This is a genomic window from Streptomyces sp. LZ34 (assembly GCF_053890475.1).
In genome coordinates, this window is sequence record NZ_CM132680.1 from 11,131,227 (window position 1) to 11,157,041 (window position 25,815).

At 70.5% G+C, this 25,815-nt stretch carries 25 protein-coding genes and 2 pseudogenes; 17 read left to right on the forward strand and 10 right to left on the reverse strand.

Annotated features, from left to right (window positions below; all coding sequences use genetic code 11):
* Positions 1-30: 30 nt before the first annotated feature.
* The 5 genes from ACWY4P_RS47985 to ACWY4P_RS48005 are packed head-to-tail and all read left to right on the forward strand — an operon-like array spanning position 31 to position 4,419.
* The gene (locus ACWY4P_RS47985; RefSeq protein ID WP_456207086.1) at positions 31-834 is read left to right on the forward strand and encodes an enoyl-CoA hydratase-related protein; all 804 of its coding nucleotides are present in this window, start codon (positions 31-33) and stop codon (positions 832-834) included.
* 5 nt (positions 835-839) lie between these two features.
* Positions 840-1,628, forward strand: coding sequence for a dienelactone hydrolase family protein (locus ACWY4P_RS47990; protein ID WP_456207087.1), 789 nt, complete (start codon positions 840-842; stop codon positions 1,626-1,628).
* Positions 1,625-2,359 carry an enoyl-CoA hydratase/isomerase family protein gene (locus ACWY4P_RS47995; protein ID WP_456207088.1) on the forward strand — a complete coding sequence of 245 codons (735 nt, stop codon included), beginning with the start codon at positions 1,625-1,627 and terminating at the stop codon, positions 2,357-2,359. Before ACWY4P_RS47990 ends, ACWY4P_RS47995 begins: the two co-directional genes overlap by 4 nt.
* Positions 2,360-2,400: 41 nt before the next feature.
* Positions 2,401-3,207, forward strand: coding sequence for a 3-hydroxyacyl-CoA dehydrogenase family protein (locus ACWY4P_RS48000; RefSeq protein ID WP_456213302.1), 807 nt, complete (start codon positions 2,401-2,403; stop codon positions 3,205-3,207).
* A gap of 9 nt (positions 3,208-3,216) precedes the next feature.
* Positions 3,217-4,419 carry a thiolase family protein gene (locus ACWY4P_RS48005; RefSeq protein WP_456207089.1) on the forward strand — a complete coding sequence of 401 codons (1,203 nt, stop codon included), beginning with the start codon at positions 3,217-3,219 and terminating at the stop codon, positions 4,417-4,419.
* A gap of 368 nt (positions 4,420-4,787) precedes the next feature.
* Here the strand turns inward: ACWY4P_RS48005 and ACWY4P_RS48010 are convergent, their stop codons facing one another.
* From ACWY4P_RS48010 to ACWY4P_RS48020, 3 genes are all read right to left on the reverse strand, one after another.
* Complete coding sequence (locus ACWY4P_RS48010) at positions 4,788-5,096, reverse strand: hypothetical protein (RefSeq protein ID WP_456207090.1); 309 nt, start codon at positions 5,094-5,096, stop codon at positions 4,788-4,790.
* 248 nt (positions 5,097-5,344) lie between these two features.
* Positions 5,345-5,533, reverse strand: coding sequence for a hypothetical protein (locus ACWY4P_RS48015; RefSeq protein WP_456207091.1), 189 nt, complete (start codon positions 5,531-5,533; stop codon positions 5,345-5,347).
* Positions 5,530-6,066, reverse strand: coding sequence for a molybdopterin cofactor-binding domain-containing protein (locus tag ACWY4P_RS48020; protein WP_456213303.1), 537 nt, complete (start codon positions 6,064-6,066; stop codon positions 5,530-5,532). Before ACWY4P_RS48020 ends, ACWY4P_RS48015 begins: the two co-directional genes overlap by 4 nt.
* Before the next feature lie 278 nt (positions 6,067-6,344).
* Here ACWY4P_RS48020 and ACWY4P_RS48025 point away from each other — a divergent pair, with 278 nt between their 5' ends.
* From ACWY4P_RS48025 to ACWY4P_RS48050, 6 genes are all read left to right on the forward strand, one after another.
* Positions 6,345-6,671, forward strand: coding sequence for a DUF485 domain-containing protein (locus ACWY4P_RS48025; protein WP_456207092.1), 327 nt, complete (start codon positions 6,345-6,347; stop codon positions 6,669-6,671).
* The gene (locus ACWY4P_RS48030) at positions 6,668-8,248 is read left to right on the forward strand and encodes a solute symporter family protein (protein WP_456207093.1); all 1,581 of its coding nucleotides are present in this window, start codon (positions 6,668-6,670) and stop codon (positions 8,246-8,248) included. Before ACWY4P_RS48025 ends, ACWY4P_RS48030 begins: the two co-directional genes overlap by 4 nt.
* A 289-nt stretch (positions 8,249-8,537) precedes the next feature.
* A complete protein-coding gene (locus ACWY4P_RS48035) occupies positions 8,538-8,846 on the forward strand; it encodes a transposase (protein ID WP_456213304.1) in 309 nt (102 codons plus the stop codon).
* Between the two features lie 156 nt (positions 8,847-9,002).
* On the forward strand, positions 9,003-9,851 hold the full coding sequence (locus ACWY4P_RS48040) for an IS5 family transposase (RefSeq protein WP_456207094.1): 849 nt from the start codon (positions 9,003-9,005) through the stop codon (positions 9,849-9,851).
* The gene (locus tag ACWY4P_RS48045; protein WP_456207095.1) at positions 9,848-10,246 is read left to right on the forward strand and encodes a hypothetical protein; all 399 of its coding nucleotides are present in this window, start codon (positions 9,848-9,850) and stop codon (positions 10,244-10,246) included. The genes ACWY4P_RS48040 and ACWY4P_RS48045 overlap by 4 nt, the downstream gene beginning before the upstream one ends.
* A 116-nt stretch (positions 10,247-10,362) precedes the next feature.
* Positions 10,363-11,154 (forward strand): class I SAM-dependent methyltransferase, encoded by a 792-nt coding sequence (locus tag ACWY4P_RS48050; protein ID WP_456207096.1) that lies wholly within the window; start codon positions 10,363-10,365, stop codon positions 11,152-11,154.
* A gap of 150 nt (positions 11,155-11,304) precedes the next feature.
* Here ACWY4P_RS48050 and ACWY4P_RS48055 read toward each other — a convergent pair.
* From ACWY4P_RS48055 to ACWY4P_RS48065, 3 genes and pseudogenes are all read right to left on the reverse strand, one after another.
* Positions 11,305-11,805, reverse strand: a pseudogene (locus tag ACWY4P_RS48055) (hypothetical protein); the annotation flags it as partial.
* Positions 11,806-12,069: 264 nt separating this feature from the next.
* Positions 12,070-12,348, reverse strand: coding sequence for an HPr family phosphocarrier protein (locus ACWY4P_RS48060; protein ID WP_456207097.1), 279 nt, complete (start codon positions 12,346-12,348; stop codon positions 12,070-12,072).
* 171 nt (positions 12,349-12,519) lie between these two features.
* On the reverse strand, positions 12,520-13,401 hold the full coding sequence (locus tag ACWY4P_RS48065; RefSeq protein ID WP_456207098.1) for a helix-turn-helix transcriptional regulator: 882 nt from the start codon (positions 13,399-13,401) through the stop codon (positions 12,520-12,522).
* Positions 13,402-13,575: 174 nt separating this feature from the next.
* Here ACWY4P_RS48065 and ACWY4P_RS48070 point away from each other — a divergent pair, with 174 nt between their 5' ends.
* The 5 genes and pseudogenes from ACWY4P_RS48070 (at position 13,576) to ACWY4P_RS48090 (ending at position 17,911) form a co-directional block, all read left to right on the forward strand.
* Positions 13,576-14,592 carry a zinc-dependent alcohol dehydrogenase family protein gene (locus ACWY4P_RS48070; RefSeq protein ID WP_456207099.1) on the forward strand — a complete coding sequence of 339 codons (1,017 nt, stop codon included), beginning with the start codon at positions 13,576-13,578 and terminating at the stop codon, positions 14,590-14,592.
* Between the two features lie 97 nt (positions 14,593-14,689).
* Positions 14,690-15,355: an SDR family NAD(P)-dependent oxidoreductase gene (locus ACWY4P_RS48075; RefSeq protein WP_456207100.1), complete on the forward strand. Its 666-nt coding sequence runs from the start codon at positions 14,690-14,692 to the stop codon at positions 15,353-15,355.
* A 12-nt stretch (positions 15,356-15,367) separates the two neighbouring features.
* On the forward strand, positions 15,368-15,928 hold the full coding sequence (locus ACWY4P_RS48080; RefSeq protein ID WP_456207101.1) for a cyclophilin-like fold protein: 561 nt from the start codon (positions 15,368-15,370) through the stop codon (positions 15,926-15,928).
* A gap of 98 nt (positions 15,929-16,026) precedes the next feature.
* On the forward strand, positions 16,027-17,307 hold the full coding sequence (locus ACWY4P_RS48085; protein ID WP_456207102.1) for an MFS transporter: 1,281 nt from the start codon (positions 16,027-16,029) through the stop codon (positions 17,305-17,307).
* 15 nt (positions 17,308-17,322) lie between these two features.
* A pseudogene (locus tag ACWY4P_RS48090) lies at positions 17,323-17,911 on the forward strand (SDR family NAD(P)-dependent oxidoreductase).
* A gap of 101 nt (positions 17,912-18,012) precedes the next feature.
* Here the strand turns inward: ACWY4P_RS48090 and ACWY4P_RS48095 are convergent.
* The 4 genes from ACWY4P_RS48095 to ACWY4P_RS48110 form a co-directional block, all read right to left on the reverse strand.
* Positions 18,013-19,155, reverse strand: coding sequence for an XdhC family protein (locus ACWY4P_RS48095; RefSeq protein WP_456207103.1), 1,143 nt, complete (start codon positions 19,153-19,155; stop codon positions 18,013-18,015).
* Positions 19,156-19,216: 61 nt separating this feature from the next.
* A complete protein-coding gene (locus tag ACWY4P_RS48100; RefSeq protein WP_456207104.1) occupies positions 19,217-21,412 on the reverse strand; it encodes a xanthine dehydrogenase family protein molybdopterin-binding subunit in 2,196 nt (731 codons plus the stop codon).
* Complete coding sequence (locus ACWY4P_RS48105) at positions 21,409-22,389, reverse strand: FAD binding domain-containing protein (protein ID WP_456207105.1); 981 nt, start codon at positions 22,387-22,389, stop codon at positions 21,409-21,411. The genes ACWY4P_RS48100 and ACWY4P_RS48105 overlap by 4 nt, the downstream gene beginning before the upstream one ends.
* A gap of 10 nt (positions 22,390-22,399) precedes the next feature.
* Positions 22,400-23,050 (reverse strand): (2Fe-2S)-binding protein, encoded by a 651-nt coding sequence (locus ACWY4P_RS48110; RefSeq protein WP_456207106.1) that lies wholly within the window; start codon positions 23,048-23,050, stop codon positions 22,400-22,402.
* A gap of 606 nt (positions 23,051-23,656) precedes the next feature.
* Between ACWY4P_RS48110 and ACWY4P_RS48115 the strand changes: the two genes are divergently transcribed.
* Positions 23,657-25,672: a beta-N-acetylglucosaminidase domain-containing protein gene (locus ACWY4P_RS48115; RefSeq protein ID WP_456207107.1), complete on the forward strand. Its 2,016-nt coding sequence runs from the start codon at positions 23,657-23,659 to the stop codon at positions 25,670-25,672.
* Positions 25,673-25,815 lie beyond the last annotated feature (143 nt).

Here is a 25,815-nt window from a genome sequence, read left to right on the forward strand (position 1 = left end):
ACGCGAATCCTGTGTGTAAAGTCCGCTGCCATGACCCCCCTGCTCACAGCACACGGCGTCCGCGTTGAGATCCTGGAGGCGGTGGCCGAGGTCGTCCTCGACCGCCCGCCGGTCAACGCGGTCACCGTCGAGATGTACGAAACCCTTGTCACCGCCTTCCGGGAGCTGTCGGCCCGTACCGACGTCCATGCGGTGATCCTCCGCTCGGATGGACGGCTGTTCTCGGCGGGCGCCGACATCAAGCAGTCGATCGAACCGGTCAGCGCGTCCGAGAGCGCGGCCGAGCGCCGCCAGCGCATGGCCCGTACCGCGTACGAGGCGATCCTGGACTGCGCCCTGCCGACGATCGCCGTCGTGCACGGGGCCGCACTGGGCGCGGGCGCCGTGCTCGCGGCCTGTTGCGACATCCGGTACGCGGCCACCGACGCCCGGCTCGGACTGCCCGAGATCAACGCGGGCCGCTGCGGCGGCGGCAGCCACCTCATGCGGCTGCTCCCGCAGGGCCAGGTCCGGCTCATGTACTTCACCGGAGACCCGGTCGACGCTGACGAGGCGTATCGCATCGGTCTCGTCCAGAAGATCTTCGAGCCCGAAGCCGTACTCGGCGAAGCCCGCGCGCTCGCCGCGCGGATCGCGGCCAAGAGCCCGCTGGGGCTGCGGCTGGCCAAGCAGGCCCTCAACGAGGCCGAAGACCTTCCCGTCCGCCCCGGCTACGCCGCCGAGCAGGTGTACACCCTGCGGCTGGGCGCCCACCCGGACGCCGCCGAAGCGGCGAAGGCCATCCTCGAAAAGCGCGCCCCCGTCTGGTCCTGGCCGGACGGGGCAGAGAGCTGATCACCATGTGCGAGTTCATCATCAAGACCATCGACGTCGCCACGCCCGGCGGCCCGATGCCGACCCTGGTCACCGCGCCCGCCACCGGCGGCCCGCACCCCGCCGTCGTCATCTACATGGACGCCCTCGGCGTACGCGAGACCCTGCGCGACATCAGCCGCCAGATCGCCTCCCACGGCTACACCGCCGTCCTGCCCGACGTCTACCACCGCATGGGCACCGGCCTGAACTGGACCACCGAGCAGCTCCTGAACGACCCCGCCGCGAAGGAGGAGATCCAGCGCGTCACGCGCAGCCTGCCCGACGCGGACGTCGTCGAGGACACCGCCGCGCTGGTGACCGCCCTGGCCGCCGAACCGCTCGTCGCCGGCGGCGCCATGGGCTGCGTCGGTTTCTGTATGGGCGGACGCCACGTCTTCCGTGTCATGGCCGCCCAGCCCCAGACGTTCGCCGCCGGCTCCGCCTTCCACCCCTCCGGCCTCATGGACGAGCGCTACGGCAGCCCACTCGCGTACGAGGATGCCGCCCGCATCACCGGCGACATCTACGTCGGTCTCGGCGACGCCGACCACCTCTCCCCGCTGGAGGCGATGCGCCCGCTGCGCGACACCCTGCGCGAGCACGGCGTACGGGCGATCGTCGACATCCACGCCGACGCCGAGCACGGCTACATGTTCCCCGGCCCCCGCCACAGCGAGCGGGGCGCCCGCCGTTCCTGGGAGGAGACGTACGAGCTGTTCGCCCGGGTCTTCGGGGAGCAGAAGGACGGAGAGCAGAAGGACGGGGACGCGTGAGCACGATCCTGGTCGAGGAGCGGGACGACAGGACGGTCGTCACGCTGCACCGCCCCGACGCACGCAACGCCCTCAACGCCCGGATGGTCGACGAACTACACGCCGTCTGCGAGCAGTTGGAGAAGTCGCCGAAGCCCCTGCTGCTCACCGGCAGCGGCGGAGTCTTCGCGGGCGGCGCCGACATCACCGAACTGCTCGAACGCGGCCGCGACGAGGCTCTCCTGGGCATCAACAGCCGTCTGTTCGACCGCATCGCCCGCCTCCCGCTGCCCACCCTCGCCGCCGTCGACGGCTACGCGCTGGGCGGTGGCGCGGAGCTGGCCTACGCCTGCGACCTGAGGATCGCCTCCGAGGGAGCCGTGTTCGGCAACCCGGAGCCGGGCCTCGGCATCATCGCGGCGGCCGGAGGCTGCTGGCGCCTTGCCGAACTGGTGGGCAGGTCGGCGGCCAAGCAGGTGCTGCTGGGCGGAACCCGCCTGGACGCCGCGCGAGCGTACGCCCTGGGGCTGGTCTCCGAGGTCGTGCCCGCGGACGAGTTGAGTGATCGGGCGCACGCACTGCTCGACCGCATCACCCGCTCCTCGCCCACCTCGCTGCGGCTGACCAAGCTCGTCGTCGACGCGCCCGGCGGCCACCCGTACATCGACGACCTCGCCCAGGCGGTGCTGTTCGAGTCGAGCGACAAGAAGGACCGGATGAGCCGGTTCCTGAGTGATGGGAGGACCCGGTGACTTCTGTTCCCAAGAGCGTGGGCGTGATCGGCGGCGGCCGGATGGGCGGTGGCATCGCCCAGGTCTTCGCCACCGCCGGAAGCGAGGTCGTGGTCGTCGAAGGCTCGGCCGCGGCGGCCGACGCCGCTCGCGCACGCATCGCGGACAGCCTCGACCGCGCCGCCGCCCGCGGCAAACTGCCGGTGCCCTCCGGCGACGTGCTCGGCAGACTGCACTTCGTCACCGAGGTCTTCGAACTGCCCTTGGACGCCGACCTCGTGATCGAGGCCGTACCCGAGGACCCCGAACTCAAGGTGTCCGTACTGACCGCCGCCGAGCGCGCTGTCTCGGAGCGCACCGTGCTGGCCAGCAACACCAGCTCCTTCTCCGTGACCGAGCTGTCCGCCGCCCTCCAGCACCCGGAGCGGTTCCTCGGGATGCACTTCTTCAACCCCGTACCGGGCTCGCGGCTGGTCGAGGTCGTCACCGGCCCCACCACCACGGTGACAGACCAAGTGCTATCCACTGTACGTGCGTTGGGCAAGACGGACATCGTCGTACGCGACTCCCCGGGCTTCGCCACCAGCCGCCTCGGCGTCCTCCTCGGCCTGGAGGCGATCCGCATGCTGGAGGAGGACGTCGCGGACGCCACCGCCATCGACACCGCGATGGAACTCGGCTACGGCCACCCCATGGGCCCGCTGCGCTCCACCGACCTGGTCGGTCTCGACGTACGCCTGGCCATCGCCGACCACCTGCACCGCACCCTCGGCGACCGCTTCGCCCCGCCTCCGCTCCTGCGCGCCAAGGTCGAGGCAGGCGAGCTGGGGCGGAAGACGGGACGCGGATTCCACACCTGGGACAAGTGAGACCACACCATGACTGACGTCTACATTGTCGATGCCATACGCACCCCGATCGGCCGGTACAACGGCTCGCTGGCCTCCGTCCGCCCGGACGACCTCGCCGCGCACGCCATCCGCGAACTCCTCACCCGCACACCGGACTTGGATCCGGCCCGCATCGAGGACGTGTACTTCGGCAACGCCAACGGCGCCGGCGAGGAGAACCGCAACGTCGGCCGGATGGCCGCGCTGCTGGCGGGCCTGCCCACCTCCGTGCCGGGCGTCACCGTCAACCGCCTGTGCGCGTCCGGCCTGGAGGCGGTCATCCAGGCGGCCCGCGCGATCGCCGTCGGGGACGCCTCGATCGCCGTAGCGGGTGGTGTGGAGTCGATGACACGGGCGCCGTATGTGCTGCCGAAGTCGGACCGGCCGTTCCCGGCCGGGCACGCCGAGCTGTACTCGACCACGCTGGGCTGGCGGATGGTCAACCCGAGGATGGATGCGCAGTGGACCGTCCAGCTGGGCGAGTCCGCCGAGCTGATCGCCGAGAAGCACAAGATCAGCCGCGAGCAGCAGGACGAGTTCGCCCTGTACAGCCATCAGAAGGCGGCCAAGGCGCAGGCCGAGGGCCTGTTCGAGCCCGAGCTCGCCCCGGTGGCGCTCCCGCGGCGCAAGGGCGAGCCGGTCGTCTTCGGCGCCGACGAGTGCGTACGCTCGTCCGCTTCTCTGGACGCGATGGCCAGGCTCAAGCCGTCCTTCCGCAAGGAGAACGGCACCGTCACAGCGGGCAACGCCTCGCCGCTGAACGACGGCGCGGCCGCGCTGCTGCTGGTGGACGAGGAGGGGCTGAAGGCCACCGGCCGCGAACCCCTCGCCCGCATCTCCGCGACCGGCGTCTCCGCGATCGAGCCACACTACTTCGGGCTCGCCCCGGTCGAGGCGGTCAACCGGGCTCTGGCCAAGGCGGGCAGGACATTCGACGGCCTGTCGACACTGGAGCTGAACGAGGCGTTCGCCGCGCAGGTGCTCGGCTGCGTGGCCGAGTGGCCCGAGTTCGACCCGGCGATCCTCAACCCGCAGGGCGGCGCGATCGCCCTCGGCCACCCGCTGGGCGCCTCCGGCGCCCGCCTCGTCGGCACCGTCGCCCACCAACTCGCCCGCAAGGGCTCGGGAGTCGGCGTCGCCACCTTGTGCATCGGGGTCGGCCAGGGCCTGGCCCTTCTCCTGGAACGCTGACCTTTCCCGCCCTTGGCGGGCTCCCGCTGACCGGCTCGGCAGACCTCACCTCATGGACCCACCCACCTCGGCCCGGCTGTTCCCGTCCAGAAAGGACCGCTTCGTGTCCTGTGGGTGTCTTCGGGGTCGATGGGCGGGTTGCGGGCGAGTTGGGTGCCCCATGGGTTCCGGTAACGGTGGCCACCACTATCTGCGCCCAAGTGGCCGAGGCGGTCGGCCGGCTCACGGACGATCTGCTGGCCGCGTACCGGAATCCGGCTGGGAGTACGACTCAGCATCCGGCCCAGCCGCGGTCGGCTCCTCCGGATCGCTGCCCCTGCCGCGGCCGGATAACCCATCCGCTCTGGTGAGAGGTGGTGTGCGCGGTGTCACTGCTGCGGCGGGGCCTGCCAGCCGGCCTGGGGCTGCTGCATGGGCTGGTACGCCTGCTGCGGCGGGTACTGCGGCGGCGCCGAGGGCAGCGGAGGCCGCACGGTGGCACCGCCCCGCGCGCGGTCCAGCAGACCGCAGGCGACGGCGCCGATCATCAACCCGATGCCGAGGTGCGAACTCGCCTCCCGGATCTGCATGAACTCGGCGTTCTCCACATCGCTGCGTTCCGCGATCATCGGCATGGCAAACCCTTGGGCGAGGAAGTACACACCGAGCGTGAGGAAAATCCATCCCATGACTCTCATGGACCGGTACCTTACTCACGCGGCCCTCACCGCCGACGGCGGTTCAGCATGGAGGGGCTGGACGGGGATACATCGCCACGTCGGTGCGAATGGTCTGGGCGCGCGGTCAGCCCAACCGGCCACGGTTCTTTCCGCGTAGCCAGCTTGCCGTGACCATCCCGTCCAGGGACGTTGCTACGCACATGTTCGCCTGTCTCCCCAGGCCGGGTGGGGGCCGTCAGGTGCGGGCGAGGGCTCGACGGCGGGTTTCACGCCGAGAAACGCGCGGCCGTTGGCTTCGAGTGTCGCGGCGTCGATGGATGGACCAGCACGGCGAGACCGAGTTCCGCAGCGGCCGCGAGCACCTCGCGCAGGACGCCGTGGTCGTAGGAGCGGCCCTGTACGAGCGGCGGTACGGCGATGCCGGCGACGCCCTCCGTCTGTGCCAGCCGCGTCATCTCCCCGAGTTGTTCGTTGTAGGCGGCGACGTAGTCGCGGCGATGACCGTGCCGATGTCGGTGATGGCCGCGGTCGGGAACGACAAGGGGATGTCGCCGAGGAAGAGTTCGCCGTTGCGGTCGTTCATGCCTCCGAACGTGTTACCGGGTGGTCTGTCCTCCACCCGCAACGGCCCCGTGGCCTTCACCAGTTCGGCCACGTCCATGGCCGCCGAGCCGTTGTGTACGGCGCCGTCGGACCACTCCACCTCGTCTACCGGCAGCTTCCACATCCCTGCGGCCCGCTCCCGGGCCTCGTCGATCAGCAGCTGGGAGGCGTGCTGCAGCATCGCACCGGCGACCTGCGCCGACCTGCTGCCAGTTCGTCGGTGTCCGATCAACCGGACCCGCTGCTCGTCGACGCCCAGGGTCTCGGCGACCAGCGCGGGGAAGACCGTCTCGTGGCCCTGACCGCTCGGTGCCGCGCCGCAACGGGCGATGATCGTGCCGTCCTCACCGACCTCGATGCTGCCGAACTCGTGCAGCCCTCCCAGGCGGGGGCACGTGGATGTCGCCGCCTAGCCAGCCGGCCTGCGGCGATATCGAACTGGCCGTGAGCGAGTCGACCTCGACGCATCGCCACCGAGTGGCCGGCGCACGGGTCAGTGTCCATCGGCTCGGGCTGACTCATCACTGGGGGAGACCACAGTCTTCGGCGCTCGTGCTGTGGAACAGGACATGGTGCGGGATGACCGGGTCGCCCACGCTGAGGTGCTCAGGAGCCCGAGGCCAGTCGGCCGGCTCCTGCACCGTCCGTTGTCAGGAGAGCGACATGTCAAGCCCACCGAAGCCGATCGATCCCCCCATGGTGATGTTCGAGGAACTGGAGCGGCGGCACCGCCGCTTCGTCTGGCCTGCTGTTGCCGTCTTCGTCGGCGGCTATCTCATCACCATGGCGGTGGTGGCTTACCAGCCGCGGGCGATGGCCGTCGCCGTGCTCGGCCGTCTCAACGTGGGTTACCTGCTGGTGCTGGGGAACTTCGCATTGACCTTCCTTGTCGCAATCGCTTACCGGTGGTACGCCGAGCGCAGGCTTGATCCGCTGGCACAGCAGGTGCGCGAGGCGATGGCCGAACCGTCGCCGGAGGGCGCGCTGTGACCCACCGCATCCTGGCCATTGCCCTGTTCGCGGTGTTCGTCATCGCGACTGTCGCCATCAGTTATGTAGCGGGCAGGCGCACCCGCTCCGCTTCCGACTTCTACGCCGCCGGTCAGCGAATCCGCGGCTGGCAGAACGGCATCGCGGTGGCCGGCGACTACCTGTCCGGTGCGACGCTCCTCGGGGTGACCGGTCTCATCGCGCTCTACGGCTTCGACGGGGCCGTGTATCTGGTCGGCTTCCTGGTGGCGTTCCTGGTCGTGCTGGTGCTCATAGCCGAGCTGCTGCGCAACACCGGCACCTACACGATGGCCGATACCCTGGCGTTCCGCTTGCGCCCGCGCCCGGTGCGCGCCGTCTCCGCCGCGTCCACCATGGTCATCAACCTCTTCTACCTGACATCACAGATGGTCGGCGCCGGCGGGTTGATCGGCCTGCTGCTCGGCCTGCACGGCACCCTGGCGGGGGGCATCGCCATCGGCGCGGTCGGCGCCTTGATGATTCTCTACGTCACGGTCGGCGGCATGATCGGCACCACCTGGGTCCAGGTCATCAAGGCAGTGCTGCTCCTGATCGCCACCGCCGTGCTGACCGTGCTGGTACTGGCTCACTTCGATTTCTCGGTCGGCCACCTGCTCGAGAGCGCCGCGCGGGCATCCGGAGACGCGGACCGGTACATGAGCTCCGGCTCGTACTTCACCAACAAGCTCGACCTCATCTCGCTGAGCATGGCGCTGGTGCTCGGCACAGCGGGCCTCCCACACGTGCTGATGCGGTTCTTCACGGTGCGCGACGCCCGGTCCGCGCGTGCGAGTTCCAACTGGACGATCGGCATCGTCGGCATCTTCTACCTGGGGCTGATCGTCCTCGGACTGGGCGCTGCCGCGCTGGTGGGCCCGAGGGCCATCAAAGCGGCCGACAGCAACATGGCCACTCCGCTGCTGGCGCAGTTCCTCGGCGGCGGGCGGAGCAGCATGGGCGGTACGCTGCTGATGGCGATCATCGCGGCGGTCGCGTTCGCGACGATCCTGGCCGTGGTCGCGGGGCTCACTCTCACTGCCTCGGCATCGTTCGCCCATGACTTCTATGCCGGCGTGCTGCGTCGAGGGACATCGAACGAGCAGCGCGAGGTCGCTGTCGCCCGCAGGACGGCCATCGTGCTCGGCGTGGCTGCCGTCGCATTGGCGATCGGGTTGCAGAAGGTGAACCTGGCGTTCTTGGTGGGCGTGGTGTTCGCCCTGGCGGCGAGTGCCAATCTCCCGGTGCTCGGGCTGTCCCTGTACTGGAAGCGCTTCAACACCGCGGGCGCCGTCGTCGGCACACTGGTGGGTCTGGTGTCCTGCTTGGCACTTGTCGCCCTGAGTCCCACGGTGATCGGCCCTCGCGGGCTGTTCCTGCATGAGGTGACGCCGTACTTCCCGCTGTCGAACCCGGGCATCGTGTCGATCCCCCTGGCATTCCTGTCCGCGATTGTTGCCACCCTGCTCACCGCACGCGAAGAGCAGGACCCCGGTTTCGCCGACCTGCGGCTGCGAGCGCTCACCGGGTTCAAAACCGCCGAGAAGCGTCTGCCGTAACTCCGCCATCGGCCTGTCCAGCGGCGAAGCCGCTGGACGCGGCGGTCTCCGCGGGGCCAGGACACAGGTCCGACGCTCACTCCCGGGCCTATGACGGTGGCCGGGCCCCGCGGGCCCCCGAGCGGCGCGCCGCCCGCTGCTCTGGGCCCGCGGTCCGGTCCGCTTTTCCGGCGCATGTCACATTCGTGCTGACTTCCTTGCCGATGCCGGCCTGCCAGGCGGGGCCGGCAGCCCACCCGGCAGCGCGCCGATCACCGTTGCGTGGAACGCCAAGGAAGACCTCCTGGACCTGCTTGCCACCGCCCGGACCCGCCCGGACCGGGAACAGGTCCGCGATCTGCTGTACCGGTTCTACCGCCGATGCGCCGACGCCGACCTTCCCGAACTGCAGCGCCTAGCCGCAACCGTCGAGACATGGTGGCCAGAGATCCTTGCGTTCCTGCACACTGGGATCACCAACGCTGGCTCCGAAGGCACCAACCGGGTCATCAAGACCATCGCCCGCGACGCCTACGGCTTCCGCAACCCCGGCAACCAGCGCTTACGCACCCGCTGCGCGACCACCCGTCGAGCCCGTGGACACCTCGATGCCCGCTAATTTCGTTGAGCCCGCACCCTGCAATCGTGTTGGCTAGCGGCACCGAACTGTCAGTGGGCGGTTCGTGAGTCTTTGAGTCGATCTGCTGTCGCCTGATGGTGTGGCGGTGGGGCGGAATCTGCCGGTCCGCGGTTGGTGGTCTGGTGATGTGACCGGGTGAGTGAACGCAAGCCGTACCCGAGTGACTTATCGGACGAGCAGTGGTCGTTGATCGAGCCGGTGATCACCGCGTGGAAGGACCGGCACCGCTCGGTCAGCGGCCACCAGGGCGCCTACGACATGCGGGAGATCGTGAACGCGATCCTCTACCAGGGACGGACCGGCTGTCAGTGGGCCTATCTCCCGCACGATCTGCCGCAGAAGAGCGCGACGTACTACTACTTCGCCGCCTGGCGGGACGACGGGACCGACCGGGTCATCCATGAACTCCTGCGCTGCCAGGTCCGTGAACGCGCCCGCCGATTAGAGGACCCGACCCTGGTGGTCCTGGACACCCAGAGTGTTCACGTGGCCGCCGGGGTCCCCGCCGCCACGAGCGGCCACGATCCGGCCAAGCGGGTGCCCGGCCGCAAACGGGGTCTTGCCGTGGACGTCCTGGGCCTGGTCATCGCGGTCGTCGTCCTCGCCGCGAACACCCACGACAACGCCGCGGGCACCATCCTGCTGGACCAGGTCGCCGAGCACGCCGGCAAAACCGTCCGCAAAGCCCTGGTCGACCAGGGCTTCAAGAACCAGGTCGTCGCACACGGCGCCGGCCTGGGCATCGACGTCGAGATCGTCGCCCGCAACCCGCAGGTCAAGGGGTTCGTGCCGCAGCCGAAGCGGTGGAGGGTCGAGCAGACCTACGGGATCCTGATACTGCACCGGCGACTGGTCCGTGACTACGAGCACCGCCCCTCCTCATCCGCCTCCCGCGTCTACTGGGCGATGACCCACGTCATGACCCGACGCCTCACCGGCGCGAACACCCCCACCTGGTGCGAGGCGCAGGCGGTGGGAGCGTGAACATCCAGCCCCTGCTCGACGCCCTGGACCTCCAGGAAGACGCCGCCCGGGCCCTGGCCGACGAACTCCGCACACAGATCGACGACCTGCAGACCCGGCTGCGAGAGGCCGAGACGCACCTGGAGCACCTCGCGATCACCCGCAAGACCGTCACCGCCCTCGCCGACCGACTACCGGCCGCCGCGCCGGACCTGCCCGAGCACCCGGACTACCCCCGCATCCTCACCGCCTTCAACCACACGACCGGGCCGTTGCGGGCAAAGGACGTCTGCGAAGCCCTCGGCCACGAACTGCTGCCGAAGAACGTCGAAGGCACCCGCGCCAAGCTGAAACGCCTGGTCAAACTCGGGATCCTTACCGAGGCCGACACCGGCAACTTCACCCGGAAGCAATAGCCGACGGAACCTCCACCAGCGACCTTGCGCCCACCCCCAGCCGGAAACGGACATAGCCTTACGAACCGCCCACTCAGTACCGCAGGTGTCCGCTTGGCTGTAGCAGGGAGTTAAACGTGCAGGACATTGTTGTCGACCCCGTTGCCCACAATCGGGCAGCCTGGGACAAGTGTGTCCAAGAGGGCAACGAGTGGTCGAGGCCGGTGAGTGCTGAGGATGTCGAGCGCGCCCGCATGGGCGACTGGTCGATTGTTCTCATCGGGCGTGAGCCAGTCGACCGCTCCTGGCTGCCGACGGACCTGACCGGCAAGGACGTGTTGTGCCTGGCCTCCGGCGGTGGCCAGCAGGGTCCGATCCTCGCCGCCGCAGGGGCGCGGGTCACCGTATTCGACAACTCACCCCGCCAGCTCGGCCAGGACCAGATGGTGGCGGCGCGCGACGGACTCGAGCTGCGCACCGTCCTAGGCGACATGCGCGACCTCAGCGCCTTCGGCGAGGCAACATTCGACGTCGTATTCCATCCGGTCTCTAACCTATTCGTACCAGACTTGGCACCGGTGTGGCGTGAGTGCTTCCGCATCCTGCGACCGGGCGGAACCCTGCTCGTGGGCTTCCTCAACCCTGATGTGTACTTGTTCGACCACGAGGCGCTCGACGAGCGCGGCGAGCTGATCGTCGTGCACAAGCTGCCCTACAGCGATGTCACGCAGTACTCCGCCGAGGAACGCGCCACGAAGTTCGGCGCGGATGCCCCTCTTGAATACAGCCACACCCTCACCGACCAGATCGGCGGGCAACTCGCCGCGGGGTTCGTCCTCACCGGCTTCGCGGAAGCGCCGCACCAATCCAACGCATCCGCTCAATACATGTCGAACTATTTTGCGACGCTGGCGGTCAAGCCGGGCTGACCCAGCCGTGGGGCCGGCCGAGACGGCCGTGTCTCCGAATGGCCAAGTGGAGCGCTGTGCCAGCCCGACCCCCACTAACTTCGCTGAGCCCCCTTCCTCCAGCTCGCCGTTGGGCCCTGGAACCAGATAGCAAAGCATTTGCATGCCACGTGAACCGAAGAAGGTGAATCGATTCGAAAGAAGCTCCAGCAGATCGTCCGGCACTCGGGATTCGGATTCCAGTCCGCGCCAGGCCACGTAGCCCGCATACGTGGGAAGCGCAGCGGGGTCGATAAGTCTTCGCGTAGCCGATTCCTCAGCCGTGACGTCATGGCCTTCCACCCGCACACGGGCGAGCGAGCTGTCCAGGCGGTAGCACACCTCGGTGAGCGGATCGCGAAGCGCGCGGTAGAGGGTGTCCCAAGAAGTCATCAACTGCGGGGCTTCGTAGCGCATGGCCTTTCCGCCGATGTGGAGTTGCTGACGTTCGTGCAGGGGGACGGCCACGGATCGCGCGGACGATCCCAGCCGCTCCAGCACATCGAGCCAGCTGAGGTCGACGGGGGCGGTGGCATGGGTGCGAACCTGTTCGTACAGATAGGACTCGGGGCGGCCGAGGAAACGGTGCCGTACTTGCGCGGGGGTGAGGGTCCAGCCGACTTCCGCGGCCATGTCTGCCACGACCTCGGGACCTATGCGTTCGGTGTCCACCAGAACTCCGTCGCAGTCAAAGATGACGAGTCGGGTGTCGGGCAGGGCACTGCGCGGACGCGTGTTCACGGTGACCTCGCTTCGTAAGCGATAGGGAGGCGAGACCGGAGGCGCCGCCGCCGCGAGGGCGGCGGCTCGTTCCTGCTGCCCGTCGACAGCGGACAGCAGGAACCGGGGGTACCGGGGGAGGGGCCGAGCGGCTGTCGCCGAGGTCGCTTCCGGGTGTTATCCCTCTTTCTGAGCGTCGTGGTCGCGGCTGAGCAGGGCGGCCAGTTCTTCCAGGGCGGCCTCCGCGCCGTCCCCCTCGGCGGCCAGCACCACTGAGTCGCCGTGGCCGGCCCCCAGCGCCGGCACGGACAAGAGACTCCGCGCGTCGACGGGGTCCCGGCCGTCGCGGGCGATGGTCACCTTGACCGGATGCTTGACGGCGGTCTGGACGAACACGGTCGCGGGCCGGGCGCGCAGCCCGCTGCGGGAACCGATGGCGACGACACGCTGAGGCATGGCGGATGCTCGGGCGCACGGCGCAGGGGAGCGCGCCGCCAGCGGAAGACGGTACGCAACGGACCGTACTCACCACGGGATGAGACCTGCCCCGCGACTCCCGAGGCCGCTCAGCGCCCGGGGCTCACCGATACCTCTTCAGGGCCTCCCGAACCTGGGCAGCCGACGTCGTCAGCTGAGTGGTTGCGACGGGGACAGATGCTGGTCGGCGGCCCAGGAGGCGAGGATGCGCAGCCGCTCGTGGGTGGGGGAGCCGGGCATGGCGGTCCACACGGTCAGATGCTGGTCGGGGTCGGTGTTGGCGGTAAGGGTGTCCCAGTCCAGGACGAGTTCCCCGACGACCGGGTGGTTGAGGGTCTTCGTGCCGACGGTCCGGGCGGCGACGCGGTGGTCGCCCCACCACTGGGCGAACTGCTCGTCCTGCATCGACAGCTCACCGACCAGCTCTATCAGGCGAGGGTCCTCGGGGTATTTCGCCGCTTCCATCCGCAGCTGGGCCACGGCGATCTGGGCGGAGGTCTCCCAGTCGGCGTACAGGGTGCGCATGGCCGGGTCGGTGAACTGGATCCGCGGGTAGTTTCGGTGCTTCTCCGGGACCCGGGAGAAGTCGGTGACCAGGGCGGCGGCCAACGCGTTCCAGGCCAGGATGTCGCCGCGCCGGCCCTGCACGATGGCCGGGGTGGCGGTGAGGTCGTCCAGGACCCGCTGCAACTGCGGCTGGACCTTCTGCCTGCCGCGGCGGCGGGCGCGGGTGGTGGTCTTGCCCGCGAGCTGGAAGAGGTAGCCGCGTTCGTCGTCGTCCAGGTGGAGGACGCGGGCGAGGACGTCGAGGACGGGCGCGGATGCCTGTATGCGGCCCTGTTCGAGCCGGGTGTAGTAGTCGGTGCTGATGCTGGCGAGGTGGGCGACCTCCTCGCGGCGCAGCCCGGCCACCCGGCGGGGGCGGCCGGTGTCGGGCAGGCCGACCGTGCGCGGGCTCAGCTCGGAGCGGCGCTTTTTGAGGAATTCTCCCAGCTCATTAAGAGGAACATTGCCCGTCATGCCGCCCAGCATGACACCGATCGTCCCGGAACAAGGGGGGAGGAATTACTCCCAGGATGTTTCCCTCCCCGGATGAATTTCACCGCTTTTCACGCCTGCCGCCGCGTGTGACCTTCGACCGTAGCGGCCGTACGCGCGTGACGGCCGCGCCACCCGCCAGAGCACTGCAGTGAAGGAAGACCACCCATGCGCGGAGCAGTCATCCATGCCCCCGGCGACGTGCGCTTCGAGGACCGGGAGGACCCCAAGATCCTCCAGCCCACCGATGCCGTCATCCGCACGGTCGCCACCTGTGTGTGCGGCTCGGACCTGTGGCCGTACCGCGGTCTGGAGTCGATCGGCGACCCGCACCCCATGGGGCACGAGTACGTCGGCCTCGTCGAGGAGACCGGCAGCGAGGTCACCAACGTCAAGCCGGGCCAGTTCGTGGTCGGCTCGTTCGCCACCTCGGACAACACCTGTGCGAACTGCCGTAACGGCTGGCAGTCCAGCTGTCTCAACCGGGAGTTCATGAGCACCTGCCAGGCCGAGTACGTCCGCATCCCCAACGCGCACGGCACCCTCGTCGCCACCGACGAGCACCCGGACGGCGATCTCGTGCCCGGCCTGCTCGCCGTCTCCGACGTGATGGGCACCGGCTGGTACGCCGCTCTCGCCGCCGAGGTCAAGCCCGGCTCCACCGTCGTCGTGGTCGGTGACGGTGCGGTCGGCCTGTGTGGTGTCATCGCCGCCAAGGAGCTCGGCGCGGAGCGGATCATCGCCATGAGCCGCCACGAGTCCCGGCAGAAGCTGGCCCGGGAGTTCGGCGCCACCGACATCGTCACCGAGCGCGGCGAGGACGGCGTCGCCGGTGTGAAGGAGCTGACGAACGGCATCGGCGCGGACTCGGTGCTGGAGTGCGTCGGCACCGCCGAGGCCATGCGGCAGGCTCTGCACTCCGCCCGGCCCGGCGGCAACGTCGGCTTCGTCGGCGTCCCCCACGAGGTCGCGATCGACGGGCAGGAGTTGTTCTTCTCCCACGTCGGCTTGCGTGGCGGGCCCGCCCCCGTACGCCGCTACCTGCCCGACCTGATCGATCGGGTCCTGTCCGGCCGGATCAATCCGGGCAAGGTCTTCGACCTCACCCTGCCCCTGGACCAGGTCGCAGAGGGCTACAAGGCGATGGACGAGCGCCGCGCCATCAAGGCCCTGCTGAAGCCCTGAGGCCGACCGTCCCGCATACGGGGCCGGGCAGCGGATACCCGGCCCCGGGCGGCCCCTGTCTCGTACAAGCAGCCCCTGTCTCGTACAAGGAGTCATCGTGACCACTTTTGCTCTCGTCGGTGCCGGCCCCGGCCTGGGGCTTGCCACCGCCCGGCGCTTCGGAAGCGCCGGCCACACCGTCGCCCTAGTCTCCCGCAGCGCCCAGCATCTGGAGGAACTGTCCGCCGAGTTGGCCCGCGACGGCATCCAGGCCCGCGGCTTCGCGGCCGACGTCCTGGATCCCGCGTCTCTCACCGCGGTCCTGCGGGCGGCGGCCGACGCCCTGGGGCCCATCGAGATCCTCCAGTACAGCCCCGTGCCCCGCGCCGACTTCATGAAGCCGGTCCTCGACACGACTGCCGACGACCTCGACGCTCCCCTGACCTTCTCCGTCGAATCCCCGGTCACCTGCGTAAACGCCGTCCTGCCCGGCATGCGCGCCCTGGGCCGTGGCACCCTGCTGTTCGTCAACGGCGGCAGCGCCGTACGCCCGCACCCCGAGCGGGCCGGTACCTCGATCGCCTTCGCCGCCGAGAGCGCGTACGTCCGCATGCTCCACCACGTCCTGGCACCCGAGAACATCCACGCCGCGCAGCTGATCATCCCGGGGGCCATCCGTCCCGACGCCGAGCACAGCAGCCCCGGCGTGCTGGCCCGGCGCCTGTACGACATCCACCTCGAGCGGGACGGATTCCGCCACTACGCCGAGCCGATGCCCGACTGAGGACCCCGGACGATGCCCATGACCCCGGCCGCCCTTCGCGTCCTCACCCGGGCCATGCCGGCCGCCTCCCTGCTGCTGGCCGTGACCGCCTGTACGGAGGACTCGCCGTCAACCTCCCGGACCTCCCCGGCCTCCGCGTCCCAGCGGACACCGACAGATCCGCCACCGCTCACACCGTCCGCCAGGAAAACCGCCAGGAACACCGTCGGGAACACCGCCATGAACATCCGGCTCACCATCGACGGCCACCAGGTCGACGCCACCTTGAACGACAGCACCACCGCCCGCGACCTCGCCACCCTGCTCCCGCTCACCCTGAACCTGAGCGACTTCCACCGGACGGAGAGGATCGCCGATCTGCCCCGCCGGCTGTCTACCGCCGGCGCGCCGGACGCGGCCGCCGCCAAGGCCGGTGACCTGGCCTACTACGCCCCCTGGGGCAACCTGGCCCTCTTCTACCGCGACGGCACGCCCGACCCCGCCCCCGGCCTGGTTCTCCTCGGCCGCTTGGGCGACGGCGGCACCGAGCGCCTCGCCACCGCCGAAAAGCTCACCATCGAAGCCGCTTCCTGACCTGGGCCCACCGCTCACCCTCCCCCTCGTAAACCAGTGATGGGGAGAGATCTCTCCCCATCTGCCCTCTTTCTGCCTCTCAAGGAAAGAACACACGTATGTCTTCCGCGTCCGGGACCGTTCCCGGCAAGCTGCCCCTCGTCGTCTGGGTGCTCGCCGCCGGCACGTTCCTGATGGGAACCACCGAGTTCGTCGTCGCCGGCCTGCTGCCGGAGCTCTCCGCCGACCTCGGCGTCAGCGTCTCCCGCACCGGCCTGCTGATCACCGCCTTCGCCATCGGCATGATCGTCGGCGCGCCGGCCATGGCCATGGCCACCCTGCGTCTGCCCCGGCGCCGGACCCTGATCCTGGCCCTGACGGTCTTCTGCCTCGGCCATGTGGCCGCGGCTCTGAGCGGCTCTTTCACCGTCGTCCTCGCCGCCCGGGTCGTCACCGCCCTGGCCACCGGGGCGTTCTGGTCCGTCGGCGCCGTCGTCGCGACCACCGCCGCAGGGCCGCGGAACGCCGCTCGCGCCATGGGCGTCATGATCGGCGGTCTGACCCTCGCCAACGTCATCGGCGTGCCGGTCGGCTCCCTCGCCGGCCACATCACCGGCTGGCGCGGCCCCTTCTGGGCCCTGGCCGCTCTCTCCGGGCTCGCCGCCGTGTTCATCGGCCGCTTCCTCCCCGCCCACGAGCGGCGTGCCGAGGTGCCCCTCCGGGCCGAGGTCCGCGCGCTGCGGCAGGGCCGGCTGTGGCTGGCGCTGAGCGCGGCCATGTGCATCATGGGCGGCGTCCTGGCGGCGTACAGCTACATCACCCCGCTGCTGACCGACCGCGCCGGCATCCCCGCAGGCGCGGTACCGCTCGTCCTGATCGCCTTCGGCCTCGGCGCCCTTGGCGGCACCACCACCGGCGGCCGCCTGGGCGACCACCGCCCGATGGCCACCACTCTCACCGCCGCCGCGGCGACCGCCGTGGTCCTCCTTCTGCTGATCCCCCTGTCCGCCAACCCTGTCACGGCCACGGTCCTGGTCTTCCTCATGGGCCTGACCGGATTCACGGTCAACCCGGTCGTCACAGCGCTCGCCATGCGGTTCGCCGGTGACGCCCCCACCCTCACCTCGGCCCTGAGCACCTCGGCCTTCAACACCGGCATCGCCGCCGGATCCGCGATCGCCGGTACGGCCCTGGAGTCCTCCCTCGGCCTGATCGGACCACCCCTGGTCGGCGCCGGTATCGCCGCACTCACCCTGCTGCCGCTGACCGCCCTCACCGTCGGCGGCGCCTCCACCACGACACGGATCGTGGCCCGGCGCACCCCCGCCCCCGAGCAGACCGACGAACCCCGCCCGGACACCGGCACCCCGTTGACGGCACCACGCAGCCCACGCCCGTGAGGAGGGAAGAACGCGATGAACCCCACCTACGACTTCACCGGCCAGGTCGCCTTCGTCACCGGAGCCGGCTCCGGCATGGGCCTGGCGACCGCCCGCGCCCGCGCCTTCGCCGAAGCCGGTGTCGCCGTCGCCCTCACCGACGTCGACGAAGCCGCTCTCGCCACAGCCGCCGAGAAGCTCACCGACGCCGGCCACCGCGTCCTGGCCCTCACCTGCGACGTCACTGACGAACAGCAGGTCGCCGCCGCGGTCGACCCCTGCGGCACATGCGGGCCCAGGGCAGCGGAGCAGTCGTCAACTGCTCCTCCCTCGGGGGCCTGGTCGGCCTCCCCGGGCGCGCCTCCTACCACGCCTCCAAGCACGGAGCCATCGGCCTGACCACCAGCGCCGCCCTCGAATACGCCCCGCGCGGCATCCGCATCAACGCCGCCTGCCCCGGCACCATCGACACCTCGACCGTGCCGAAGCCGAAGCCAACCAGCCCCTCAACCGCCTCGGCACCGCGGACTAGATCGCCCAAGCCGTCCTGTAGCTGTGCAGTCCCGGTGCCGGCTTCGTCGTCGGCGTCGCCCTCCCCGTCGACGGCGGTTACGTCGCCCGATAGGCACTGCCGCCGCACGACCCGCCGCTGTGCCCCGGCAGGCCGTGCAGATCCCTGTCGTACGGGTTGCGGCCGGCCTTGCCGGACAGGCAGTGACCACGGGCTCAGCCCGCCGCCTCCGTCAGCTGGGATTGTGGCAGCGTGCGGTGGATCGGGCCGGACAGGTCGGACAGGGGCAGGCCGGTTCCCCGGTTGCCGGCGGCGAGGATCTCCGCGGTGATGGAGACCGCCGTCTCCTCCGGCGTGCGCGCACCGAGGTCGAGGCCGATCGGGGAGCGTAGCCGCGCCAGCTGCTCCTCGCCGACCCCGGCCGCGCGCAGCAGACGGAGGCGCTCGCCGTGGGTGCGCCGGGAGCCCATCGCTCCGACGTAGCCGACGGGCATGCCGAGGGTCAGTCGCAGCAGGGGGATGTCGAACTTGGTGTCGTGGGTGAGGACGCAGACGGCGGTACGGGCGTCCACCTGGGTGCGTTTCAGATAGCGGTGGGGCCAGTCGACCACGACCTCGTCCGCGTGCGGGAAGCGGGCGGGGGTGGCGAAGACGGGGCGGGCGTCGCACACGGTGACCCGGTAGCCGAGAAAGCGGCCTGCCTGGCTGAGGGCGGCGGCGAAGTCGACGGCGCCGAAGATCAGCATGCGGCGGCGGGAGGCGTGGACGTGGACGAGGACGGTCAGCGGTTCGGGGCAGCCGTTCCCGTTCCCGCCGACCCTGACGCGGGCGGTGCGGCCCGCCCTCAGAAGTGCCCGGGCCTCTTCTGCTACCAGGCTGTCCACCGGCTCGCCGGTCAGGTTTCCGTAGGTGGCATTGCCGTCACCGAGGACGCTCAGCGTGGAGCCTATGAGGTCGTGAGGACCGTCGATGACCTGTGCGACGGCAACGGGCCGTCCGTGGACGACGTCGGCGACAGCCGCGGCGAGCTGCGGCTGGGCCGCGGGGGCGATGCGTTGTACGAGGACGTCGAGTTCGCCGCCGCAGGTCAGGCCGACGGCGAAGGCATTGTCGTCGGAGTAGCCGAACCGGGCACGCTGGGGTGGCCCCTGGTCGTGCAGCACCTGTCGGCACAGCTCGTAGACCGCGCCCTCGACGCAGCCGCCGGAGATGCTGCCGACCGCGTTGCCGCCCTCGTCCACCGCGACCGACGTGCCGGTCGGCAGGGGTGCGCTGCCGTGCACGTCGACGACGGTGGCCAGGGCGAAGGGGCGTGCCTCGCGGCACCAGCGGTGCAGTGTGTCCGCGATGTTGAGCATGGATTTTCTCCGTGGTTCGCCGTGGGCAAGGAGAGGCGGGCCGCCGTGGGGCGGCCCTGAGTCAGAGCAACGCCTCGGCCGTGATGGGCAGCTCGCGGATCCGGCGGCCGGTGGCGTTGAAGACCGCGTTGGCTATGGCGGGCGCCACGCCGATCATCACCAGCTCACCGAGGCCCTTGACGCCCAGTGGGTCGGCCTCGCGGTCCTCACCGTCCAGGTAGATGGCCTTGAGATCGCGGATGTCGGCGTTGACGGGGACGAGGTAGTCGGCGAGGTTGGCGTTGACGATCCGGCCGTCGCGGTGGTCGGTGACCGTGTGCTCCAGCAGGGCCGTGCCGATGCCGCCCACGATGCCGCCGAGGGCTTGGCTGTCGGCGAGCTTGGGGCTGATGATGCGGCCCGCGTCGTACACGCCGAGCACGCGTCGAACCCGCACCAGCCCAAGTGTCGCGTCGACGGCGACCTCGGCGAAGGTGGCGTTGTAGCCGTAGAAGGAGTGTCGCCCGGGCCCCGACGGCGGGGCGAAGGAGCCGTCCGCTTCCAGGTGGGTGCGGTTGTTCCGGGCCAACAACCGCTCGTACGTCTCACCGCGGGCCGGGGCGTTCTTCACGTGCAGTCGACCGCCGCGTACGACGACATCGTCGGCGTTGACCCCGTACAACGGTGACTCCCGGTCCTCGACGGCCAGTTTGACCGCCTGTTGCCGCACCTGGTCGCAGGCGTCCAGCACCGCGGATCCGACGCTGGCCATGGTCATCGAGCCGCCGTGCGGCGGGGTCGGCGGGTAGCGGGAGTCGCCGAGCCGGAAGGTGACCGTGCGCATGGTCAGCCCGAGGGCGTCGGCGGCGACCTGGGTCTGGGAGGTGTAGGTGCCCGGCCCCATGTCGCTGGCGGCGGCGGTGACCAGCGCGGTGCCGTCGGCGTCCAGGCGGGCGCGGGCCTGGGCCGGGAAGCGTGCGGTGTCGTACACACCGGCGGCCATGCCCAGGCCGATCAGCCAGTCCCCGTCGCGTGTCGAGCGGGGCCTGGGGTCGCGGCGATGCCAACCGAACTCCCGGGCGCCGGCGGTGTAGCACTCCCGCAGCCGACGGGTGGAGAACGGCAGCCCGTTGGACTCGTCCTCGTTCGGCTCGTTGCGCCGGCGCAGCTCGATCGGGTCGATGCCGAGCTTGTGCGCGAGTTCGTCCATGGCCGACTCGATCACGAAGGAGGCCGTTTGGAAGCCGGGGCCGCGCATGTACAGCGGCGTGGGCAGATCCAGCGGCACCAGCCGGTACGCCTGGCTGACGTTGGGCATGCTGTAGAGCATCTGCCCGGCCGCCAGGATGGACTCGGTGAACTGCTCGTACGACGACGTCTCGGCGGCCAACTCGTGGACCGCGGCGCTCAGACGGCCTCGACCGTCGCTGCCCAGCCGCAGGCGGTACTCGTACGAGGGGCGGAAGCCGGTCCCGAGATACATCTGCCTGCGGCTCAGAACGAGCTTGACCGGACGCTTCAGCTCGCGGGCGGCCAGCGCGGCGACGACCACGTGCGGCCAGCAGCGCAGCGCCGTGCCCAAACTGCCCCCGACGAACGGCGAGATGACCCGCACCGCGTCCATCTCCAGGCCGAACACCGCCGCGAGCTCGGTCTGCGTGCCCACCACCCACTGGGTCTTGTCCCACACGGTGAGCTTGTCGCCGTCCCAGCGGGCGATGGTGGCGTGCGGCTCCATCGGGTTGTGGTGGTTGCGCGCCGTGCGGTACGTCAGGTCCAGTCGTACGGCCGCGTCGCGCAGCGCCGCGTCGGCGTCTCCCCGCGCGTAACGGGTCGGCTCGTTCGGCTCGGCTTTGGCGAGGTCGGTCGAGGGCTGTTCGGCGTCGTAGCCAACCTTCACCAGGCTCGCGCCGTGCTGCGCGGCCTCCAGGGTGGTGGCCGCCACGACGGCGACCGGCTGTCCGTGGAAGAGGACCCGGTCGTCCTGGAAGACCCGCAGCCGCCGCCCGGCCGGGTTGTTGGACCCGGGGTTGTCGCGGTACGGCAGCTTCGGGGCGTTGCGGTGGCTGATCACCCGCAGAACGCCCGGGTGGTTTTCGGCAGCGCGGGTGTCGATGGACGTGATGCGGCCGCGTCCGACGCTCGCGTCGACGATGACGGCGTGCACGGCACCCTCGACGTCATGCTCGGCGGCGTACCGCGCCTTGCCGGTGACCTTCAGCCGACCGTCCACCCGGGACAGCGGCGCGCCCACGGCTGCCTGCGGCTGGGGGCTCACTTGGTACCTCCTACGATGCGCAGCTGGCGTTCGACGGTGCGCTTGAGCAGCTCGACCTTGAAGCCGTTGTGCCGAAGGGGACGGGCGCCGTCCGCGGCCCGCGCGGCGGCGGCCGCCCACAACGACTCGGAGGGACGCCCACCGACGAGGTGCCGCTCGACCTCGGGCAACTTCCACGGCACGGTGCCGACCCCTCCGGCGGCCACCCTCGCCTCCCGGATCACCCCACCCCGGATGTGCAGCGCGACCGCCGCCGACGTCAGCGCGAACTCGTACGACTGCCGGTCGCGCACCTTCAGGTAGCGGGACTTGAGCGGGCGCGGGAGCGCGGGGATCTCCACTGCGGTGATCAACTCACCCTGGCTGATGGCCTGTTCGCGCTGGGGGGTGTTGCCCGGCCGCAACAGGAAGTCGGCGACGGGGACTTGACGCTCCCCGTCCGGTCCCAGCAGGTGCACGGTCGCCTCCAGGGCCGCAAACGCCACCGCGACGTCGGACGGGTGGGTGGCCACGCAGGACTCGGAGGTGCCGAGGATCGCGTGGCTGCGGTTGAAGCCGTGCAGCGCGGCGCAACCGGAGCCGGGCTGGCGCTTGTTGCAGTCGGCCGTCACGTCACGGAAGTACGCGCACCGGGTGCGCTGCATGATGTTGCCGCCGATGGTGGCCATGTTCCGCAGCTGGGCCGAGGCGCTCAACTCCAGCGCCCGGGAGATGACGGGGTACAGAACGCGCACCTTGGGATGGGCGGCGGCCTCGGCCATCCGCACCAGCCCCCCGATGCGCAAGCCCCCGCCCTCGGTCACCGCGACCTCGCGCAGCGGCAGGCCGGAGATGTCGACCAGTTCCTCGGGGCGCTCCACGGTCTCGCGCATCAGGTCGACCAGAGTGGTGCCCCCGGCAATGTAACGTCCGCCGCGGCGACCGGCGTTGAGGGCCTCCCGGGTGTCGGACACGCGGGTGTAGGCGAAGGGATGCACAGGCCGTTCCTCACTTCCGGCCCGCGGTCTGCTCGACCGCGCGCACGATCTTCACGTAGCAGCCGCAGCGGCAGATGTTGCCGCTCATCCACTCCCGGATCTCCTCCGGCGAACCGGTGTGGCCCTCCTGGATGCAGCCGACGCCGGAGAGGATCTGGCCGGGGGTGCAGTAGCCGCACTGGAAGGCGTCCTGGTCGATGAACGCCTGTTGCAGCGGGTGCAACTCGTCGCCGTCGGCCAGTCCCTCGATGGTGGTGACCTCGGCGCCCTCCAGCCGGACGGCGAGCGTCAGGCAGGAGTTGACCCGGTGGCCGTCGACCAGCACGGTGCACGCGCCGCAGGCCCCGGCGTTGCAGCCCTTCTTCGAGCCGGGCAGGTCGAAGTGCTCGCGCAGCAGATCCAGCAGCGACGTACGGTTGTCCACCGTCACACTCCGGCGGGTGCCGTTGACCGTCAGCGAGACACGGCTGGAGGGGGTCGCCCCCGCGGCAGCCGCCTCCTCCTGGCCGGCCAGGAACGTCCCTCCGATCACACCACCCGCCACGACGGCACCACCGACCGTGGCACTGGTGGCGATGAAGGTGCGCCGGCTGGGCGCCGAGGACGACTCGCTGGATCCGGTGGGAGGAGGTACAGCAGATTCAGGGAGTTCAGAGGGCATACGCACGCCTTCGCATCACGGACGGGTAAGTCGTACAGAGCGGCACCGCAGGAGGCGGGATCGTCGTCGCCGCAGAGCCGGGCGACCGCGCGCCCTTGCTGCGGCCGTCCATGCGGGGAGTCTGGCATCGCGAGTTATGCCTGTGACAGGGAGAGTTTTGTACCCCCTTGATTTTCTCGCCCGCGAGTAAAGGGTATGGGAGCATCCTGGCGAGAACATGCCAGGCTGCTACCTCCGCTGAGTTCACGGGCACGCGCCGCGCCCCGAACGCACTACGAGCATCGTGCGCCACCAGGAATCCTCCGGCAGGCAGCGCGTCGGCCCTGGCCGTGGCGGCCGCAGGCAGCGGAGTGCGGACCGAGCTGATTGCCGACGAGCCAGTGCTGACGCGCCGTCACCCCATCGACGCCAGGCGTCCCGCTCCGCCGTCCGCGCCACTTCGAACGGCCGCGCCGGGATTTGCCGGTCCCGGGCCGTGGGTATGTGTTTCCGGAAAGCCGCGCACCGGGCACCGTGCCCCGCCCCGCCGCTCACTCCGCTCCACGTGTCACCGTCGTGCACCGCCGCCGTACGCCACGCCACGCCACGCCACGGAGGAGATGTCCCATGCGCCATAGCTCCCGCCCCCTGGCCGTTTTGATCGCGTTCCTCACCTTCCTCGGGCTGCTGCTGCCCACCCCCGCTGCCACCGCCGCCGGGGCCGCGCCGGCGGGCGCGTCGGGCCCGTTGCCGTCCGTCGTTCCGCGTCCGCAGGCGATGGCCCGGCTGGGCCCGGACGTCACGGTGCCTGCCGAGGTGCGAGTGGTCTATGGCGACGGGGTGGACAGGCCCACGCGCGAGCTCGTCGCCTCCGTACTGCGCCGGGCGGGGGCGCAGCGTCTGCGGGGCGGCTCCGGACCGGGGCTGACGGTGACCGTCGGGCGGATCGCCGACGCCCAGATCGCGGAGGCGCTGCGGGCCGCCGGGGGCCGGGTGCCCGAGGAACTGCCCGCGGAAGGGTACGCGCTCGCCGCGAGCGGTACCGCGGTGGCGCTCGCGGGCGCGGACGCCGACGGGACGTACTATGCGGCGCAGACGCTGCGTCAGCTGGTCACCGGCACCCATGCGATCGCCTCGGTGTCGGTCGTGGATCATCCGCTGATGCCGCTGCGCGGGGTGATCGAGGGGTTCTACGGAAGCCCGTGGACCCACGCCGAGCGCATGGACCAGCTGGCGTTCTACGGGGACGTCAAAATGAACACGTACGTCTACGCGCCCAAGGACGACCCGTACCACCGGGAGAAGTGGCGCGAGCCGTACCCGGCCGACAGGCTCGCCCAGCTCGGCGAGCTCGTCCGGCAAGCCGCCGGCCACCATGTGCGGTTCACCTTCGCCCTCTCCCCGGGCATGTCCCTGTGCTACAGCGATCCCGCCGAGTTCACGGCGTTTCAGGCCAAGCTGGGGGCGATGTACGACCTCGGGGTGCGCAGCTTCTCGGTGCCGCTGGACGACATCAGCTACACCCGGTGGAACTGCGCTGCCGACCGCGCCGCCTACGGCGAGCCTTCGCAGCGGACCGCGGCCGAGGCGCAGGCCGATCTGCTGAACCGGGTGCAGAAGGAGTTCCTGGGCGCCCATGAGGGCACCGCGCCGCTCCAGATGGTGCCGACCGAGTACGGCGATGTCACCGACACCGCGTACAAGCGGACCCTGCGCGAGCGGCTGGACCCGCGGGTCGAGGTCATGTGGACCGGCACTGAGGTGGTGCCGCCGCGGATCACCGTGGCCGACGCCGCGCGGGCCGCCGCAGTCTGGGGGCGCAAGGTGTTCGTCTGGGACAACTACCCGGTCAACGACTACGGCCAGGCCGAGGGCCGGCTGCTGCTCGCCCCGTATGACGCCCGTGAGCCCGGTCTGCACCAGCAGCTCTCCGGTCTGGTCCTCAACCCGATGAACCAGGCCGCCGCCAGCAAGGTCGCCCTGTTCGGCGGGGCGGATTTCGCCTGGAACGACACCGGGTACGACCCGGACCGCACCTGGCGGGCCGCCGCCGCATACCTGGCCGGGGACGATCCGGACGCCACCACCGTGCCCGCGCTGCTGTCCTTCTTCGACACCCAGCACCTCGCGCCCACCTTCGGCGCCGAACCCTGGCAGCCCCAGGCGCCCGAACTGGCCGCCCGACTGGCCCGGTTCCGTACCGACTGGGACGCCGGACGGCGGCGGGTGGCGCTGGACGCCCTGCGCCCCTCCGCGGAGCTGCTGGCCACCGCGTCGGCCACCATCAGGACGGGCGTGGCCGACCGCGGCTTCGTGGCGGACTGCGCGCCGTGGCTGGACGCGCTGGCGCTGTGGGGCCGCGCGTTCGAACGCACCCTGGACGCGCTGGGCGCCCGGCTCGACGGCAACACCCAGCAGGCCGAGCAGTGGTTCGCCGAGGCGTCGTCGCTGGCCGGGCAGGCCAGGCGGATCCGCACGATCCCGGGCGAGACCCGCCCCGAGGGCCCGGTCCGCGTCGCCGACGGAGTGCTCGACACCTTCCTGGCGGCCGCGCCCGGACTCGGTGGAGCGGGAGCACACGCCCGCTGGCCTCAATACCGGGAGTCTGTTGACCCTGTTACCGAGTTCGGCACGTCAGGGTGACGATGGTGGGTCGGGGGAGACGCCCGTGGCACGGCGTTCGCTCCGCGTCGATGTCGCCGTCGTGCTGCCCACTCTCTCGGCGGTCCCGGGCATCCGCCGCGCGGAGGAGCCCCGGCAGGAGGCAGCACCGGGGGCTGCCCGCG

Excerpts from the sequence above, each read along its gene's own strand:
- ACWY4P_RS48060 (WP_456207097.1), bottom strand. The coding sequence starts at position 12,348 with ATGCCTCAGCGTGTCGTCGCCATCGGTTCCCGCAGCGGGCTGCGCGCC.
- ACWY4P_RS48065 (WP_456207098.1), bottom strand. The coding sequence starts at position 13,401 with ATGCTGGGCGGCATGACGGGCAATGTTCCTCTTAATGAGCTGGGAGAA.
- ACWY4P_RS48085 (WP_456207102.1), top strand. The coding sequence starts at position 16,027 with ATGTCTTCCGCGTCCGGGACCGTTCCCGGCAAGCTGCCCCTCGTCGTC.
- ACWY4P_RS48080 (WP_456207101.1), top strand. The coding sequence starts at position 15,368 with ATGCCCATGACCCCGGCCGCCCTTCGCGTCCTCACCCGGGCCATGCCG.
- ACWY4P_RS48000 (WP_456213302.1), top strand. The coding sequence starts at position 2,401 with ATGGGCGGTGGCATCGCCCAGGTCTTCGCCACCGCCGGAAGCGAGGTC.
- ACWY4P_RS47985 (WP_456207086.1), top strand. The coding sequence starts at position 31 with ATGACCCCCCTGCTCACAGCACACGGCGTCCGCGTTGAGATCCTGGAG.
- ACWY4P_RS47990 (WP_456207087.1), top strand. The coding sequence starts at position 840 with ATGTGCGAGTTCATCATCAAGACCATCGACGTCGCCACGCCCGGCGGC.
- ACWY4P_RS48070 (WP_456207099.1), top strand. The coding sequence starts at position 13,576 with ATGCGCGGAGCAGTCATCCATGCCCCCGGCGACGTGCGCTTCGAGGAC.
- ACWY4P_RS48115 (WP_456207107.1), top strand. The coding sequence starts at position 23,657 with ATGCGCCATAGCTCCCGCCCCCTGGCCGTTTTGATCGCGTTCCTCACC.
- ACWY4P_RS48005 (WP_456207089.1), top strand. The coding sequence starts at position 3,217 with ATGACTGACGTCTACATTGTCGATGCCATACGCACCCCGATCGGCCGG.
- ACWY4P_RS48010 (WP_456207090.1), bottom strand. The coding sequence starts at position 5,096 with ATGAGAGTCATGGGATGGATTTTCCTCACGCTCGGTGTGTACTTCCTC.
- ACWY4P_RS48025 (WP_456207092.1), top strand. The coding sequence starts at position 6,345 with ATGTCAAGCCCACCGAAGCCGATCGATCCCCCCATGGTGATGTTCGAG.
- ACWY4P_RS48015 (WP_456207091.1), bottom strand. The coding sequence starts at position 5,533 with ATGACGCGGCTGGCACAGACGGAGGGCGTCGCCGGCATCGCCGTACCG.
- ACWY4P_RS48110 (WP_456207106.1), bottom strand. The coding sequence starts at position 23,050 with ATGCCCTCTGAACTCCCTGAATCTGCTGTACCTCCTCCCACCGGATCC.
- ACWY4P_RS48095 (WP_456207103.1), bottom strand. The coding sequence starts at position 19,155 with ATGCTCAACATCGCGGACACACTGCACCGCTGGTGCCGCGAGGCACGC.